At 59.3% G+C, this 18,758-nt stretch carries 6 protein-coding genes; all 6 read right to left on the reverse strand.

From position 1 onward, the window contains the following. Positions 1–166 precede the first annotated feature (166 nt). A complete protein-coding gene (locus tag ACA027_RS19320; RefSeq protein WP_370679809.1) occupies positions 167–2,140 on the reverse strand; it encodes a LapD/MoxY N-terminal periplasmic domain-containing protein in 1,974 nt (657 codons plus the stop codon). A gap of 57 nt (positions 2,141–2,197) precedes the next feature. Beyond that, on the reverse strand, positions 2,198–2,917 hold the full coding sequence (locus ACA027_RS19325; RefSeq protein ID WP_370679810.1) for a transglutaminase-like cysteine peptidase: 720 nt from the start codon (positions 2,915–2,917) through the stop codon (positions 2,198–2,200). A gap of 265 nt (positions 2,918–3,182) precedes the next feature. Next, positions 3,183–14,081, reverse strand: coding sequence for a retention module-containing protein (locus tag ACA027_RS19330; protein ID WP_370679811.1), 10,899 nt, complete (start codon positions 14,079–14,081; stop codon positions 3,183–3,185). Between the two features lie 290 nt (positions 14,082–14,371). Beyond that, positions 14,372–15,010 carry a LuxR C-terminal-related transcriptional regulator gene (locus tag ACA027_RS19335; RefSeq protein ID WP_370679812.1) on the reverse strand — a complete coding sequence of 213 codons (639 nt, stop codon included), beginning with the start codon at positions 15,008–15,010 and terminating at the stop codon, positions 14,372–14,374. Between the two features lie 52 nt (positions 15,011–15,062). Next, positions 15,063–16,448, reverse strand: a complete 1,386-nt coding sequence (locus ACA027_RS19340) for an HlyD family type I secretion periplasmic adaptor subunit (protein WP_370679813.1) — start codon at positions 16,446–16,448, stop codon at positions 15,063–15,065. After that, the gene (locus tag ACA027_RS19345) at positions 16,445–18,586 is read right to left on the reverse strand and encodes a type I secretion system permease/ATPase (protein WP_370682632.1); all 2,142 of its coding nucleotides are present in this window, start codon (positions 18,584–18,586) and stop codon (positions 16,445–16,447) included. Before ACA027_RS19345 ends, ACA027_RS19340 begins: the two co-directional genes overlap by 4 nt. Between the last annotated feature and the right edge of the window lie 172 nt (positions 18,587–18,758).

Raw genomic sequence — 18,758 nt, forward strand, 5'->3', positions numbered from 1 at the left:
TTGGCGACCTCGCCATTTTCCGTTACTTACAAATTACTATTCTGTAAGCTTGCGCCAGAACAAGGGGATGCGCTTTGTGCAGGCAGGCAGCCCTTGTCCGACTGCAGCAACTTGCAGCTACCGCGCAATGGCGGGGCCTATTGCACGGCATTTTCCAGGCGCACACTCAAGCCTGTGCGCGGCCTTCGGCCTGGGGTACGTAGACGCCTTGCTGCTGCAGTGCGGCGGCCGTTTCGGCATCGACATGGCCGGCCAGGAAGACCTGCACCTGCAACGTCTTGGCTGTAGCCACCATGGCATGCAACAGGTGCTGGCTGCCGGGGCTGGAGGCGGCTTGCAAGGCAAAGTCGCTGCCCAGCTTGACATAGGACAGCGGCAGGCGGTGCAACCGCGCCAAGGCCATGGGTTCGTGCTCCAGCCGGCGCAGTCCAACCTGTACACCGGCTTCTGCAGCAACGCGGGCCAGGGCCGCCATCTCTTCGGGATAGGTTGCCAGGCCGTGGGCATCCAGCTCCACCAGCAAACGCTGTTGCCACTGGCCAGGCTGCAGCCAGATGGCACGTAGCTGGGGCAGGAAGTTGTTCTCGGCCAGGGAAGGCAGCGACACCTTGACCACCAGTTTCTGCCCAGGATGCTGCTCCAGCCAGTGCTGGGCCAGCCGCACAGCACGCACGTCGAATGCGGCCGACAGCCCCAGGCGCACCGCCACGGGCAGGAACAAGGCGCCTTGCAGCTGGGCTCCGCTCGCGTCTTGCAGGCTCAGTGAGCCCTCATGCCGCTGCACATGATCGCTGGCAGCGTCGTAAGCTTGAGCGCTGATCTGCAGTTGCAGACGTTCCTCGGCCAGGGCCTGGACCAGCACCTGCTGCCATTGCTGCTCACCCACGCTGCTGCGCGGGCCGTTGTCGGTCAGGTATTCCACCTCATCCTGGCCCACGCTTTCGCTGCGCATCAAGGCTTCATCCAGGCGCGACAGCAGACCGCTGACGGTGGCACCGCTGCCGTAGTCGGTCAGCGCGTAGGCCCAGCGACACCACTGCCCCGGGCCAATGGGCTGGCGCAGCGCCTGGAGCTCGTGCTTGACCTGCTGCACCAGGTGCAGGGCTGCCGGCCCTTCCATATCGGGTAGAAGCAGCACAAAGTCCGAACCATTCAGGCGCGCCAGCATGGTGTTGGCCGAACCACCTTCGTCCAGACTCAGGCTCAAACCCACACGCTCTGCCACCGAGGCCAGCCAGGCATCGGCCTGGGCACGGCTCATATGGGTGTTCAAGGCTTGCAGATCGCGCTGGCGGAACAGCAGCACATGGCCACCCACAGGCGCGGGCTGGCCATCGCTACCGGTTTCGCCTTGCAGCACGCGGCGCAACTCGTTCATGAAGTATTTGCGGTTGGGCAGCTGCGTGACCGGGTCGCGGTTGACCTCCACCTCCAGCGACTCGATGCGCTGTGTCTGCTCTTGCGCGGTGGCACGCACGCGTTCGCGGGTATCGCTGATGGCGTGCATCACCGCCTTCAGCTCGGCCATCACCGGGCGCGCCGACGGAGCCGGCGCCTGTGCATTCGAGCCAATGGCCATCACCTGGGCCGAGATCTCCTCACGCAGCACGCGGCGGAACCAACGAATCAGCAAAGCCACAAAGACAGCCCATACGCCACCCGCAAGCACCACCAGCAGCAAGGTGCGCACACTGCTACGCCACAAGGCGTCACGGGCAAAGGCGTTGTCCACCTTCACCGTCAACTGGCCCACCTGGGTCCAGCCGTCGCTGATGGCGCGCGCTGCTTCGGGCGTGCTCAAGGGTAGCAGGCGAGAAAACCAGCGCGGCGCCGTGGCGCTGTCATGGCTTTCGGGGTGGCTGCGCTCGAACAAGGTCTGGCCATTGGGATCTGCCAGGCGGATGGCGCGGAACTGGCCGCTGTCGAACAAGGCCATCATCAGCAGCTCGCGGGTGACCGGATCCTGGTTGCCTGGCTGGGACAGTGACAGCGCCAGGGCCGAGACGGCGTTCTCGCTTTGTGACTGCAGCTGGCCATCCAGATACTGGCGGGCCGAGCTCATGCTCAACCACAGCGTACCTCCCAGGATGACCACAATGGCCACGCTCACACTCAGCAGCAAATGTCTTAACAACGACATGTCAACCTCGTTCCTCTTTGCACCACCACCGGCACGCGCCAGTTGCACGCAGCACCGTCATGGAGTGAATCCTTCTTGTTGCATGCGCGCCAGCAACCCTTTCCAGCGGCTGATGCGCTCCACCGACGCGGGCTGGGCCCCCGTCACATAAATGCCCTGGGCATTGAAGCTGAACACAGGCGTCAAGTCCTTACGCTGGCTGGCTGGCAGCATATTGCCCATCAGATTGTCCAGCACCAGAGGCTCGGACTGCGGTGTCTCGTAATAGCCCAGCACCATGTGGGCAATGCTTTGCGTGCTGCCCATACCGCCCACCCGGGCTCGCACATAGATGAAGCGCAGTTTTTCCACCGGCACGCCCAGGCGCTGCAGCGAAAAATACTTGCCGATCACATAGTCCTCGCAATCCCCTTGGCGCTTGCCCAGGGTCTCCAGCGGCGTGGCCCAGTACTCCTGCTCACCCCAGATCAGAATGTCCTCGGAGCCCACCACGTTCTGGTTCCAGAAATCATTCACCGCCTTCAGTTGCCCCTGCACCGAGCGCCCCGCTTGCTGGTCCAGCATGGCCAGCCAGGCCTCCAGCCGCTGCACGCCGCCCTCGCCAAAGCGCGCCAGCATGCTCTGGCGCATCTGTGCCACCTTGAAGTCCAGTGCCTGTGCCGGAACCACCGGCCACAGACTGACCGGCAGCACAGCCGCAACAGCCGCTGCGCGCAAGGCCCACAGCAACTGCCGGCGAGAAAGCCGGGCAGGCGATGAAGTCAGCGGAGTCGTCACGGGCGGAGTGTGTAGATCAAAAGGACAAGCTGGGGCAAGAACGATCGGCGCCGGGCACCAATCAACAGCGGCAGTTCACCGCAAAACGCACAAAGTGTGCAAGTACTTCAGTACAGAAGCCTGAGGCGGAGAGCAAAGCGCATGGTGCGGGCACCACAGCCGCCGCCATCAAAAAAAGAGCGCATGTAGCAATGTACATGCGCTCTAGAGATGCTTTTCAGCATTTAACAGTGCTGGAGAAAACCTTCATCTTCCCCGACATCTGTTATTGGTGATTGCCGTCGACAACCAGCTTGCCTTGTTTGATCAAGTCTTTGATCAGCTCATTCTGAGCATTGGCGTCATTTCCAGGATCCTTCCACGTCACACCTTCCAAGGTGATTTTCTGGTCGAAGTTCGTACCATCGGCCGCCAAAGTGCCATCGCTGGAGACCTTGATCACCGTGCTACCACCTTCGACACCAAAGTGCAGGAACTTGCTGAGATCCGCTGCATTTTCCTCGCCTTGCAACAGGTCATGCAGATCCAGCTTGTCGTGGCCTGCGGAATTGTCGGAGCTAGAGATCCCAAAGCCTTGGACCACATCCTCGGCAGGCGCAGCCACCGTTCCCTCATCGCCCTGGTGCCAGATGAACAAGTCATCCTTACCAGTGCCAATTAGGATATCGTTTCCAGAGGTGCCATGCACCTCATGGTCCTGGTCAACACTGGCCTCATCCACTGCCATGACCGACATGGACTGCATTAGCGGGCTGACACCAAACGAGTTGCTAATCGAGACATCAAAATTCGTAGAAGCCTTGTCACCTGTGCCATCCGTCACGGTCGCACCCAAGTGGAGCTGGAGGGCATCATTCGTGACCGGGTAATCTGTAATTTTAGCATCGACACTCCAGTCCACCTTGATATTCCGATCCAGTGAGAACGTACTGTCGGTATCCCCAGCACCGATGACAATGCTTTGGATATCCTTGCCCGCTGGTGCCTCAATGACCACGGATTTTGTTCCTGTATCAGCATTGCTGCTCTGTCCCCAGGTGCGTGCATCCGCTGCAACGTCGATTACAGCACTTTTTCCATCGGTATAGAAAACGGTGATTTGGGCCTTATCTTCATTCCCTTTCGCCTCCCTCCGGGCATCGGCCTCTCTATCACCAAATTGATTGAGCGTCAGCTGAACCTTGGAAATATGCTTGCTACCCTCGATATTTGCGCTGAAATCAAGCACCAATTTTTCGCCGTAGGCACCATCTGAATTATTCCCATTCTCCGTATTATTCTGAATATAACGATCGTCCGCCCCACTGCTGCTCCAATTGGGATTATCAATACTAACCCCCCTGTTACTTCCTGTATCCACAATCAGCTTCGCAGCAGTATCGCTGGCATCCTTAACACTATCAACCCCTCCCTTATCCAGGAAAGCTGACAGCGTCAACTTCACGCCTGAGGAGGTATGCTCAATGGTACTGGTGCTACTGGCTTTAACCAGGCTGATGGAGGCCTCACCACTAGCACCCGGTGTGAAATCGCTATAGCTATTGACGGGGTCAACTATGCCCTTCATCTCCACCGAGTATGTGCCATTGATGGCGGAACCTGTCACTACAAACACCTCATTCCAGACCCCACCCGACTGGTAACCAGCGGACAACGAGCCATCGACATTGGCCTTATAGCTCAAGGCATGACCGCCTGATGTCAGCGTGATTTCATGCTCTGCGCCATTGGCAGTAACCAGAGCCGTCACAGGCTTGCCATGCAGACTCTGCTGATTTGCGCCAGTGACTGCCATTTGGGCACCCAGGATATCGCGGCCCACATTGATACCCGTAGACCCGACAATAACCACGCCAGTAGCATTACCCACTTCGACATGCTCAGCAGGGGCCTCCACCAACGGTATCGAAGGAAGATTCTTAATGCCATGCATGTCAATCGTCAATGTCCCTTGCTGAAAATCTCCATCCGCATCCTTTACGGTGTAGGCGTAGACCAATGGCTTATCGCCAGCCTTGAAGTTATCGCGTGCATCACGACTCATGACAAACGAATAATGTCCATTGGCATCAACCGTCAACGTTCCGTATTCATTGGTAATTACTGTCTTACCATTAACGGTTTTCACATCACCGCCGCCCCAGGTCACAGAACCTGCACCATCAGCACCGTAATTCCATGCTGGGGGGGTATCAGACATATTCCCCTCCACCCGAGGCAAATCATCGGTTGATTCAATGGATGCATACAATTTGTAGGAGTTTGACTTATCTTCCCACGTATTAATCTTGGAGACTAATTTTCCGCTCTCATCGAGGAAACCCAAAATATTCAACACATAAGTTCGCCCACCCACTGTAAATGTCTGAATCGCCGTTGAATTGGTTATCTCAACAATATCCCTATTTTGTTCAGCCGTTCCATTATTACTGGTTTCCGTATGTTTGAAGCTGATGGTTTTTTTAACCATAGTCTCAACACCATCAATAACGACGTAAATCGAAACTTCCAGATCTACAGACGTCAGAGCATTTCCAGAAATTGGGAAATTATTATGAGTAAATGTCCCCAGCTCAAATTTCGTGTTAAGCAAGTCAGGCTTATCTGCTCGCAAACCTTCGTTATCGACGAACTCATAGCCGGAAGGCTTACTCCCCCCGCCCCAGGTGATTTTATCGATGCCAGGATCACTATCAGTATTAGAGCCTGCCGGAGCCCCGCCTCCTTCAAGCTTTCCATTGACAAAGCCCGTACTCAGCTTACCCACCGTGATTGAACTCACCAGAACATCCAGACCATCTACCTTGATGGGATTACCAGATGGGCTGTCGTCCTCAATATTCACAGTCAACGTTGCCGATCCCTTGGCACCATGGGGGTCAGTTACTTCCACACTGACATGGAACGAACTCAAGTCTTCCTTGCCTGCATCTGGATGATCTACAGGGGCCTTGAGCTCCACCTTGTAGCCTCCACCATCATCCATTGTGATTTCCATCACGGTCTTACCACCAGCACCCGCTGTTTTTCCGGTCAGCGTGTGCCCGTCGGAAGACAGGGACCAGATCACAGGCTTGCCACCAGAAGTCAAGTTAGCCGTCGGGACAAGCAACCTGACTTTGTGTCCTGAAGCATCGTCCACGTCACTGATGGCCAATGCCCCAGTCGCAATGCGGCTATTCGTCGTGTCTGAGCTACCTTGTGTGTCGGCTATTCCTCCAGCCAGGCCTTCTTCGGACACATTGGCAGTCCCTGAAGAAATCTCAGGCGCATCGTTGACTGCATCCACCGTGATGGTGCCCGTTGCCGGTGTCGGATCTTCCAGCCCGTCGTTGTCCACCGAGGCGTAGGTGAACGTGGTTTGGCCGTTCCAGTTGGCGTTCGGCTCAAACGTGATCTGTGCGCCATCGTTCGTGGCAGGCACCTTCGAGCCCACGGCCAGCTCCTGGCCGTTGAACATCAGCTTGCCATCCGTTGGCAAGCTCTTGATCACGAACTCCTTGACCGTCCCATCCACGTCCGAGCCCTTCAGCTCCACGGTGACCGGCTTGTCCTCATCGCCCTTGCCTGCCGTGTTTTCTGTCTCAGGCGCATCGTTGACTGCATCCACCGTGATGGTGCCCGTTGCCGGTGTCGGATCTTCCAGCCCGTCGTTGTCCACCGAGGCGTAGGTGAACGTGGTTTGGCCGTTCCAGTTGGCGTTCGGCTCAAACGTGATCTGTGCGCCATCGTTCGTGGCAGGCACCTTCGAGCCCACGGCCAGCTCCTGGCCGTTGAACATCAGCTTGCCATCCGTTGGCAAGCTCTTGATCACGAACTCCTTGACCGTCCCATCCACGTCCGAGCCCTTCAGCTCCACGGTGACCGGCTTGTCCTCATCGCCCTTGCCTGCCGTGTTTTCTGTCTCAGGCGCATCGTTGACTGCATCCACCGTGATGGTGCCCGTTGCCGGTGTCGGATCTTCCAGCCCGTCGTTGTCCACCGAGGCGTAGGTGAACGTGGTTTGGCCGTTCCAGTTGGCGTTCGGCTCAAACGTGATCTGTGCGCCATCGTTCGTGGCAGGCACCTTCGAGCCCACGGCCAGCTCCTGGCCGTTGAACATCAGCTTGCCATCCGTTGGCAAGCTCTTGATCACGAACTCCTTGACCGTCCCATCCACGTCCGAGCCCTTCAGCTCCACGGTGACCGGCTTGTCCTCATCGCCCTTGCCTGCCGTGTTTTCTGTCTCAGGCGCATCGTTGACTGCATCCACCGTGATGGTGCCCGTTGCCGGTGTCGGATCTTCCAGCCCGTCGTTGTCCACCGAGGCGTAGGTGAACGTGGTTTGGCCGTTCCAGTTGGCGTTCGGCTCAAACGTGATCTGTGCGCCATCGTTCGTGGCAGGCACCTTCGAGCCCACGGCCAGCTCCTGGCCGTTGAACATCAGCTTGCCATCCGTTGGCAAGCTCTTGATCACGAACTCCTTGACCGTCCCATCCACGTCCGAGCCCTTCAGCTCCACGGTGACCGGCTTGTCCTCATCGCCCTTGCCTGCCGTGTTTTCTGTCTCAGGCGCATCGTTGACTGCATCCACCGTGATGGTGCCCGTTGCCGGTGTCGGATCTTCCAGCCCGTCGTTGTCCACCGAGGCGTAGGTGAACGTGGTTTGGCCGTTCCAGTTGGCGTTCGGCTCAAACGTGATCTGTGCGCCATCGTTCGTGGCAGGCACCTTCGAGCCCACGGCCAGCTCCTGGCCGTTGAACATCAGCTTGCCATCCGTTGGCAAGCTCTTGATCACGAACTCCTTGACCGTCCCATCCACGTCCGAGCCCTTCAGCTCCACGGTGACCGGCTTGTCCTCATCGCCCTTGCCTGCCGTGTTTTCTGTCTCAGGCGCATCGTTGACTGCATCCACCGTGATGGTGCCCGTTGCCGGTGTCGGATCTTCCAGCCCGTCGTTGTCCACCGAGGCGTAGGTGAACGTGGTTTGGCCGTTCCAGTTGGCGTTCGGCTCAAACGTGATCTGTGCGCCATCGTTCGTGGCAGGCACCTTCGAGCCCACGGCCAGCTCCTGGCCGTTGAACATCAGCTTGCCATCCGTTGGCAAGCTCTTGATCACGAACTCCTTGACCGTCCCATCCACGTCCGAGCCCTTCAGCTCCACGGTGACCGGCTTGTCCTCATCGCCCTTGCCTGCCGTGTTTTCTGTCTCAGGCGCATCGTTGACTGCATCCACCGTGATGGTGCCCGTTGCCGGTGTCGGATCTTCCAGCCCGTCGTTGTCCACCGAGGCGTAGGTGAACGTGGTTTGGCCGTTCCAGTTGGCGTTCGGCTCAAACGTGATCTGTGCGCCATCGTTCGTGGCAGGCACCTTCGAGCCCACGGCCAGCTCCTGGCCGTTGAACATCAGCTTGCCATCCGTTGGCAAGCTCTTGATCACGAACTCCTTGACCGTCCCATCCACGTCCGAGCCCTTCAGCTCCACGGTGACCGGCTTGTCCTCATCGCCCTTGCCTGCCGTGTTTTCTGTCTCAGGCGCATCGTTGACTGCATCCACCGTGATGGTGCCCGTTGCCGGTGTCGGATCTTCCAGCCCGTCGTTGTCCACCGAGGCGTAGGTGAACGTGGTTTGGCCGTTCCAGTTGGCGTTCGGCTCAAACGTGATCTGTGCGCCATCGTTCGTGGCAGGCACCTTCGAGCCCACGGCCAGCTCCTGGCCGTTGAACATCAGCTTGCCATCCGTTGGCAAGCTCTTGATCACGAACTCCTTGACCGTCCCATCCACGTCCGAGCCCTTCAGCTCCACGGTGACCGGCTTGTCCTCATCGCCCTTGCCTGCCGTGTTTTCTGTCTCAGGCGCATCGTTGACTGCATCCACCGTGATGGTGCCCGTTGCCGGTGTCGGATCTTCCAGCCCGTCGTTGTCCACCGAGGCGTAGGTGAACGTGGTTTGGCCGTTCCAGTTGGCGTTCGGCTCAAACGTGATCTGTGCGCCATCGTTCGTGGCAGGCACCTTCGAGCCCACGGCCAGCTCCTGGCCGTTGAACATCAGCTTGCCATCCGTTGGCAAGCTCTTGATCACGAACTCCTTGACCGTCCCATCCACGTCCGAGCCCTTCAGCTCCACGGTGACCGGCTTGTCCTCATCGCCCTTGCCTGCCGTGTTTTCTGTCTCAGGCGCATCGTTGACTGCATCCACCGTGATGGTGCCCGTTGCCGGTGTCGGATCTTCCAGCCCGTCGTTGTCCACCGAGGCGTAGGTGAACGTGGTTTGGCCGTTCCAGTTGGCGTTCGGCTCAAACGTGATCTGTGCGCCATCGTTCGTGGCAGGCACCTTCGAGCCCACGGCCAGCTCCTGGCCGTTGAACATCAGCTTGCCATCCGTTGGCAAGCTCTTGATCACGAACTCCTTGACCGTCCCATCCACGTCCGAGCCCTTCAGCTCCACGGTGACCGGCTTGTCCTCATCGCCCTTGCCTGCCGTGTTTTCTGTCTCAGGCGCATCGTTGACTGCATCCACCGTGATGGTGCCCGTTGCCGGTGTCGGATCTTCCAGCCCGTCGTTGTCCACCGAGGCGTAGGTGAACGTGGTTTGGCCGTTCCAGTTGGCGTTCGGCTCAAACGTGATCTGTGCGCCATCGTTCGTGGCAGGCACCTTCGAGCCCACGGCCAGCTCCTGGCCGTTGAACATCAGCTTGCCATCCGTTGGCAAGCTCTTGATCACGAACTCCTTGACCGTCCCATCCACGTCCGAGCCCTTCAGCTCCACGGTGACCGGCTTGTCCTCATCGCCCTTGCCTGCCGTGTTTTCTGTCTCAGGCGCATCGTTGACTGCATCCACCGTGATGGTGCCCGTTGCCGGTGTCGGATCTTCCAGCCCGTCGTTGTCCACCGAGGCGTAGGTGAACGTGGTTTGGCCGTTCCAGTTGGCGTTCGGCTCAAACGTGATCTGTGCGCCATCGTTCGTGGCAGGCACCTTCGAGCCCACGGCCAGCTCCTGGCCGTTGAACATCAGCTTGCCATCCGTTGGCAAGCTCTTGATCACGAACTCCTTGACCGTCCCATCCACGTCCGAGCCCTTCAGCTCCACGGTGACCGGCTTGTCCTCATCGCCCTTGCCTGCCGTGTTTTCTGTCTCAGGCGCATCGTTGACTGCATCCACCGTGATGGTGCCCGTTGCCGGTGTCGGATCTTCCAGCCCGTCGTTGTCCACCGAGGCGTAGGTGAACGTGGTTTGGCCGTTCCAGTTGGCGTTCGGCTCAAACGTGATCTGTGCGCCATCGTTCGTGGCAGGCACCTTCGAGCCCACGGCCAGCTCCTGGCCGTTGAACATCAGCTTGCCATCCGTTGGCAAGCTCTTGATCACGAACTCCTTGACCGTCCCATCCACGTCCGAGCCCTTCAGCTCCACGGTGACCGGCTTGTCCTCATCGCCCTTGCCTGCCGTGTTTTCTGTCTCAGGCGCATCGTTGACTGCATCCACCGTGATGGTGCCCGTTGCCGGTGTCGGATCTTCCAGCCCGTCGTTGTCCACCGAGGCGTAGGTGAACGTGGTTTGGCCGTTCCAGTTGGCGTTCGGCTCAAACGTGATCTGTGCGCCATCGTTCGTGGCAGGCACCTTCGAGCCCACGGCCAGCTCCTGGCCGTTGAACATCAGCTTGCCATCCGTTGGCAAGCTCTTGATCACGAACTCCTTGACCGTCCCATCCACGTCCGAGCCCTTCAGCTCCACGGTGACCGGCTTGTCCTCATCGCCCTTGCCTGCCGTGTTTTCTGTCTCAGGCGCATCGTTGACTGCATCCACCGTGATGGTGCCCGTTGCCGGTGTCGGATCTTCCAGCCCGTCGTTGTCCACCGAGGCGTAGGTGAACGTGGTTTGGCCGTTCCAGTTGGCGTTCGGCTCAAACGTGATCTGTGCGCCATCGTTCGTGGCAGGCACCTTCGAGCCCACGGCCAGCTCCTGGCCGTTGAACATCAGCTTGCCATCCGTTGGCAAGCTCTTGATCACGAACTCCTTGACCGTCCCATCCACGTCCGAGCCCTTCAGCTCCACGGTGACCGGCTTGTCCTCATCGCCCTTGCCTGCCGTGTTTTCTGTCTCAGGCGCATCGTTGACTGCATCCACCGTGATGGTGCCCGTTGCCGGTGTCGGATCTTCCAGCCCGTCGTTGTCCACCGAGGCGTAGGTGAACGTGGTTTGGCCGTTCCAGTTGGCGTTCGGCTCAAACGTGATCTGTGCGCCATCGTTCGTGGCAGGCACCTTCGAGCCCACGGCCAGCTCCTGGCCGTTGAACATCAGCTTGCCATCCGTTGGCAAGCTCTTGATCACGAACTCCTTGACCGTCCCATCCACGTCCGAGCCCTTCAGCTCCACGGTGACCGGCTTGTCCTCATCGCCCTTGCCTGCCGTGTTTTCTGTCTCAGGCGCATCGTTGACTGCATCCACCGTGATGGTGCCCGTTGCCGGTGTCGGATCTTCCAGCCCGTCGTTGTCCACCGAGGCGTAGGTGAACGTGGTTTGGCCGTTCCAGTTGGCGTTCGGCTCAAACGTGATCTGTGCGCCATCGTTCGTGGCAGGCACCTTCGAGCCCACGGCCAGCTCCTGGCCGTTGAACATCAGCTTGCCATCCGTTGGCAAGCTCTTGATCACGAACTCCTTGACCGTCCCATCCACGTCCGAGCCCTTCAGCTCCACGGTGACCGGCTTGTCCTCATCGCCCTTGCCTGCCGTGTTTTCTGTCTCAGGCGCATCGTTGACTGCATCCACCGTGATGGTGCCCGTTGCCGGTGTCGGATCTTCCAGCCCGTCGTTGTCCACCGAGGCGTAGGTGAACGTGGTTTGGCCGTTCCAGTTGGCGTTCGGCTCAAACGTGATCTGTGCGCCATCGTTCGTGGCAGGCACCTTCGAGCCCACGGCCAGCTCCTGGCCGTTGAACATCAGCTTGCCATCCGTTGGCAAGCTCTTGATCACGAACTCCTTGACCGTCCCATCCACGTCCGAGCCCTTCAGCTCCACGGTGACCGGCTTGTCCTCATCGCCCTTGCCTGCCGTGTTTTCTGTCTCAGGCGCATCGTTGACTGCATCCACCGTGATGGTGCCCGTTGCCGGTGTCGGATCTTCCAGCCCGTCGTTGTCCACCGAGGCGTAGGTGAACGTGGTTTGGCCGTTCCAGTTGGCGTTCGGCTCAAACGTGATCTGTGCGCCATCGTTCGTGGCAGGCACCTTCGAGCCCACGGCCAGCTCCTGGCCGTTGAACATCAGCTTGCCATCCGTTGGCAAGCTCTTGATCACGAACTCCTTGACCGTCCCATCCACGTCCGAGCCCTTCAGCTCCACGGTGACCGGCTTGTCCTCATCGCCCTTGCCTGCCGTGTTTTCTGTCTCAGGCGCATCGTTGACTGCATCCACCGTGATGGTGCCCGTTGCCGGTGTCGGATCTTCCAGCCCGTCGTTGTCCACCGAGGCGTAGGTGAACGTGGTTTGGCCGTTCCAGTTGGCGTTCGGCTCAAACGTGATCTGTGCGCCATCGTTCGTGGCAGGCACCTTCGAGCCCACGGCCAGCTCCTGGCCGTTGAACATCAGCTTGCCATCCGTTGGCAAGCTCTTGATCACGAACTCCTTGACCGTCCCATCCACGTCCGAGCCCTTCAGCTCCACGGTGACCGGCTTGTCCTCATCGCCCTTGCCTGCCGTGTTTTCTGTCTCAGGCGCATCGTTGACTGCATCCACCGTGATGGTGCCCGTTGCCGGTGTCGGATCTTCCAGCCCGTCGTTGTCCACCGAGGCGTAGGTGAACGTGGTTTGGCCGTTCCAGTTGGCGTTCGGCTCAAACGTGATCTGTGCGCCATCGTTCGTGGCAGGCACCTTCGAGCCCACGGCCAGCTCCTGGCCGTTGAACATCAGCTTGCCATCCGTTGGCAAGCTCTTGATCACGAACTCCTTGACCGTCCCATCCACGTCCGAGCCCTTCAGCTCCACGGTGACCGGCTTGTCCTCATCGCCCTTGCCTGCCGTGTTTTCTGTCTCAGGCGCATCGTTGACTGCATCCACCGTGATGGTGCCCGTTGCCGGTGTCGGATCTTCCAGCCCGTCGTTGTCCACCGAGGCGTAGGTGAACGTGGTTTGGCCGTTCCAGTTGGCGTTCGGCTCAAACGTGATCTGTGCGCCATCGTTCGTGGCAGGCACCTTCGAGCCCACGGCCAGCTCCTGGCCGTTGAACATCAGCTTGCCATCCGTTGGCAAGCTCTTGATCACGAACTCCTTGACCGTCCCATCCACGTCCGAGCCCTTCAGCTCCACGGTGACCGGCTTGTCCTCATCGCCCTTGCCTGCCGTGTTTTCTGTCTCAGGCGCATCGTTGACTGGCGTTACTTCAATGCCCAGCGTCGAAGTGTCCGTGCTCGCACCATCGCTAACTGTATAGGTTACTTGTGGTACCTTGCCGCTCCAGTTTGCTTCTGGCATAAAGGCATATACCCCATCGCGTCCAATGGTCAGCGAACCAATGCCTACGATGGTAGCAACTTCTCCGACCTGATAGGCCTTGCCATCAACAACGAACTGCGTCACCTGCAGCGGCTGATTTTCTGGATCGCTGTCGTTGTTCAATACATTACCGGTCACTGGACCCGAATCCTCCTCGGCGATGGCCATGTCAGGCCGAGCAAGAGGGGGAGCATTCTCTACCGGGGATTCCGCCGTATCAACTGCCGCTGCTGCCCCGCCACGACGTTCTTCCGGCACCTCCGAAGCACCACGGGGATAGGCCAACGCCAAGGGCGAAGTGCCTTCCACTACACTGGACAAGCGCACAAAGGTGCCACCACCACCGCCACCACCGGCCATGGTTGCCGCCGTGGGGTCCAGCTCAGCCAGAGGGTCTTGACCGCTGTTGATGGCCGCAATCAGGTTGTCCACCAACGGATCTGCAGCAGCCGGTACAGCAGCTTCTGCTGCGGGGATGTCTTCGAACACGCCCTGGTTCAATGCCACATTCTGGTTCTCGCCTAACGTCAGCGGAGGCTGACCATCCGCCTGCAGCTGCACAGTGCTACCAGAGGCAGTGATGACATTGGCATCGGAGGGGATGCTCATGCCTTCACGCAGCGGCATGAGGTTGCCATCCGCATCGCGAATCCATGCTTGGCCAGTCAGCTGCGTAACGAGAACGGTGGTGGTTGCCATTTTTACTCTCTCAGTAATGGTGACTTTTGTGGTGTTCGGGCGCACAAACACCTATCTAAATTTCTAACGCAATCGTAAGAATTCACCCCACCTCCAGCTATTGGCCGCTGCGCCAATTAGCCAAGCTTTATGAAAGCTGAACAGATACAAAAAAACAGGCCTGCCATACGGCAGGCCTGTTTTTGACAGGGCCAGCACTCAGGTCGAGACCCAAGGCGCAATTAATTCAACAGCAGCAACTGCCTGTATAGCAACCCCATTACCAAAGATGACTCGATTTCGCTTTGAGCTTACGCCGCTTGCCCCCGGCCAATGCCATGCACCTTGAGGGCCAACATCAAGCGGTCCTGCACCTGCAGCTTTTCAAAAATGGCCGACAAATGGGCGCGTACAGTGCGCTCACTGATGGACAAGCGCTCGGCGATATCCGCATTGCTTTGCCCCATCGCGGCCAAGCGCGCCACCTCCTGCTCTCGCCGTGACAGCTGATCCGCCCATTGCACTCCGGGCTCCGGCAGACGGGCATCAACATCCTGTAGCAGACGCTGCAGCAGCGAGCGCCCCATCCAGATATTGCCTGTCGCAATGCTGTGCAAGATGTTGGTCAACGTGGTCAGCGTGGAATAGGCATGGGCATAGCCGCAGCAACCTACTGCCAGCGCCTGGCGTGCATCCTCGTCACTGGGACGGCTGCTGAGCACCAGCAGTTTCACATCTCCCACCACCGCTGCCCAGCGAGAATCGGTCCAGCTCGGCAGCTGTGGCAAGGCAGCGTCAAGCACCACCAGACTGCGGTTTTTCTGCTTCCAGCGCTCCAGGTCCGCCAGAGTGCTACCGCGCGCTGGTAGCCATTGCGCACTGGCGATCTGCTGCCAGTGCTGCCACAGCGCTGCATCTTGTGTGAGCATCAAGACAGGCAATGCATGCATTCCACTTTCCCTCTCTTCATTCGTCGTTATAGGTGTCTGGTGCGCGGCGCGACTAACGCTCCGTGAAGGCGTTCGACTTGGCTCGCAAAATGGGCTTGAGCAGGTACTGCATCAAGGTGCGCTTTCCCGTCAGGATGTGCACCTCTGCCTGCATGCCCGGAATAATGGGCCGCGAGTCATCACCCACATTGGTGCGATCGGTACGCACCTTGCCGATGTAGAAGGAGTTACCTTTTTCATCGGTGATGGTGTTGGCACCAATCTGCTCGACCACTCCTGGCAAGCCACCGTAGATGGCAAAGTCATACGCAGTGAACTTGACTTCGGCCTTCTGGCCGTAGTGCAGAAAACCGATATCCCGCGGGTTGATCTGCACTTCCAGCAGCAAGGTGTCGTCCAGAGGCACGATATCCAGAATGTCCTTGCCTGGCTGTACCACTCCGCCGACCGTGTTGGCCATCAGCGTGTTGACCGTGCCGCGCACAGGCGCACGCACCTCGGCCAATTTGACGCGGTCTTCCAGCGCCACCTGACCTTGCTCCAGATTGCTGAGCTTGGCACGGGTCTCAGCCAGTTCCACGCGTGCTTGGTTGCGCACATTGAGCTCGGCCTCCTGAATTTTCTTTTCTGCCTCTTGAATGGCTGCACGGATGCGGTCGCTCTGCGCACTGGCCGCCTTGGCTTCGCCGCAAAAGCGGGCCACATCACGCTGCAGGCGCAACAGATCCACTTCCGACACAGCGCCGCTCTTGAGCAAAGGCCGGGTCACAGCCAGCTCTTCCGACGTCAAGCTGCAGCTGGAAGAGGCCTGGTCACGGTTGGCCAGCGTTTCTCGCAGCTCCTGTTGCCGTTGCCGCAACTGGTCGCGTGCAATATTGATGGTGGTGTTGAACTCCTGCGTGCGGCTTTCCCAGACACGGCGCTCCATCTCCGCCAGCTTGGGGGCGGCTGTTTGCACCTCTTCCGGCATTTGCAATATCTCGCCCGAAGCCAATGCCTCCAGGCGTGCGGCCTTGGCCTTCAGGGACAGCGTGTCAGCTTTGTTTTCGCCCAGCGAGGAGCTGTAGCGTGTGGGATCGATGCGCAGCAGCACCTGACCTTCTTCGACTCGCTGACCAGGGCGTACCAGAATCTCTTCCACGACACCACCGTCCAGGCTTTGCACCACCTGCACCTGGCGCGAAGGCACCACCTTGCCCTGACCGCGCACGACCTCGTCGATATGCCCCAGACTGGCCCACAGCACCAGCACCAACACGACGGCCAATGCCAGCCAGATCAGCAGACGCGAGCCCCTGGCCTGCTGCTGGGCAGTTGCCCATTGCGCATCGGCGGCAAAGTCGGCGGCGTTGTGCTGGCTGACTGCTTCGCTGCCTTCCATCAGCCAATTCAGGCCCTGGCGCAGACGGTCTTTCAGATTGAGTTTGTTCTGCTTCATGCGCGGCCTGCCACACTTCCAATGCGGCCTTGCTTGAGGGCCTGCACCACTTGTTCCTTGGGTCCGTCGGCGACGATTTTTCCGCCATCCACCACAATCAAACGCTCCACCAACTCCAGCAAGGCCGTGCGATGGGTGACCAGCAGCATGGTCTTGTCGCTTCCGGCGTCCACCAAGCGACGTCGAAGCATTGCTTCACTTTGGTTGTCCAGATTGCTGCTGGGCTCATCCAGCAGCAGAACAGCGGGGTCATGGATCATGGCCCGTGCTACGGCAATGGATTGCCGCTGACCACCTGAAAGTGACTCACCCCGCTCACCGATGGGCATGTCATAGCCATCTGGATGCTGGTCGGCGAATTCATTGACGCCTGCAAGGCGTGCGGCCTGCAGCATGTCTTCCTCACTGGCATAGGGCGCGCCAATCAGCAGGTTTTGCTTGAGGCTGCCATAGAACAGCATAGGGTCCTGAGGCACATGGCCGATAGCGCGGCGCAGATCGCTAGGATCGATTTGGCGCACATCCACGCCATCCACCAGCACGGCGCCCTCGGTCGGCTGGTACAGGCCCAACACCAATTTTTCCAGCGTACTCTTGCCCGATCCGATACGGCCAATGATGCCGACGCGCTCGCCCGCTGCCACTTTGAAAGACAGATTATTGAGCACGGGGTGCTTGCCACCCGGGTAGGTAAAGCTGACGTTGCGAAACTCGATTGCCCCTTCCAGACTGGGCCGGCTGACGTATTCCTTGTCCTGCGTACGCTCCACCGGCATCTTCATATAGTTGTCGATGGAGTTCAGCGAGGTGCGGGCGTTCTGGTACTGCATCATCAGCCCAGCCACTTGGCCCAGCGGCGCCAGGCAGCGCCCCGCGATCATGGATGCCGCAATGATGCCGCCCATGGACAGGGCCGCGTCCTGCACCAGATAGACACCGATCACCACCACGGCCACCGACACCATCTGCTGCATGGTCTGCACAAAGTTGACGGTGGCCGAAGAGATGAGCTTGATCTTGCCGCCCATGAAGGCCAGATATTCCGTGGAGCTTTCCCACAGACGCTGCACACTGCTCTGGGCGTTCAAGGTCTTCACGGCTTCCAGGTTGGTCAGCGACTCCACCAAGAGGCCGTTGCGCTGAGAGGCTGCCTGGAAGGTCTTGATGGTCATAGCCTCCATACGTGCCTGTGCGACAAACGACACGGCCAGCACCGCCACAATGGCTACCACCGGCGGAATCAGCATCCAAGGAGACACCCAGGCCAGCACCGCCAGGAACAACAGCACAAAGGGAAGGTCCACCAGCGTGGTCAGACTGGCAGAGGCGATGAAATCGCGCACCGACTCGAACGAACGAAGATTGGAAGCAAACGAGCCCACAGAGGCCGGACGGGCTTCCATGCGCAGGTCCAGCACACGCTCCATGATCTGGGCCGACAATTTGACATCGACACGCTTGCTGGCGGTATCCACCACATAAGAGCGCACCGTGGTCAACACAAAGTTGAACAGCAGCACCAGGCTGATGCCAATGGCCAGCACCCACAAGGTTTCCACCGCGTTATTGGGCACCACCCGGTCATACACATTCATGGAGAACAAGGGCATGGCCAATGCGAACACATTGATCAGCACGGCGGCCACCAGCGCGTCCCGATACAGGCGCCAGTTCTCCCAAATCACAGCCCAGAACCAGTGGCTGCTGCGCGCCTCGACGCCGGCCTGGATGGAGCGCTTCTCCAACCTGAACTGCGGACGCACAAAACAGATCACACCGCTATAGATGGCCTGCAGCTCGGCATGCTCCATGCTGACAGGGCTGTCTGATTCGGGGAACTGCACCAAGAGGCGGCCATCCGCCAACTCCTGCAACAGCAGTGCTGCACGACTGCCTTCCAGCAACACAATGGCTGGCAGCAAAGCGGCGGGCAGACGCTCCAGATCACGACGCACTACGCGTGCAGTGCAATGGGCCCGGGCCGCGGCCCGTGGTAACAAAGAAGGCGTGAGGCGCTGCGCCACCAGCGGCAGGCCATTGCTCAGCGCCTGTGCGGTCAGCGGATGCCCGTGAAGGCGGGTGAGCTCAACCAGACAGGCAAGCAAAGGGTCGTCATGCACCACATGGGGCGGCGGCATGCCTGGCACGGGAGACGAAGGCACCTTCGCACGCGCCGCTGCTGCAGCAGCAGCGGCCTCGGATGCCAGCTTGGTGATCGCAGCCGAGTCTTTTTGCTCTGCTGCCGGAATTTTTTCAGTGGCAGAAACCGCAGGTTCTGCCACCGGATCAGTAGGGCGCTCTGCCGTCGCG

Source organism: Comamonas sp. GB3 AK4-5, from assembly GCF_041320665.1.
Taxonomy (GTDB): domain Bacteria; phylum Pseudomonadota; class Gammaproteobacteria; order Burkholderiales; family Burkholderiaceae_C; genus Comamonas.

Bases quoted from the DNA above. Each gene is read 5' to 3' on its own strand.
- ACA027_RS19320 (WP_370679809.1), bottom strand. From the start codon at position 2,140: ATGTCGTTGTTAAGACATTTGCTGCTGAGTGTGAGCGTGGCCATTGTG.
- ACA027_RS19345 (WP_370682632.1), bottom strand. From the start codon at position 18,586: ATGCCGCCGCCCCATGTGGTGCATGACGACCCTTTGCTTGCCTGTCTG.
- ACA027_RS19330 (WP_370679811.1), bottom strand. From the start codon at position 14,081: ATGGCAACCACCACCGTTCTCGTTACGCAGCTGACTGGCCAAGCATGG.
- ACA027_RS19335 (WP_370679812.1), bottom strand. From the start codon at position 15,010: ATGCATGCATTGCCTGTCTTGATGCTCACACAAGATGCAGCGCTGTGG.
- ACA027_RS19340 (WP_370679813.1), bottom strand. From the start codon at position 16,448: ATGAAGCAGAACAAACTCAATCTGAAAGACCGTCTGCGCCAGGGCCTG.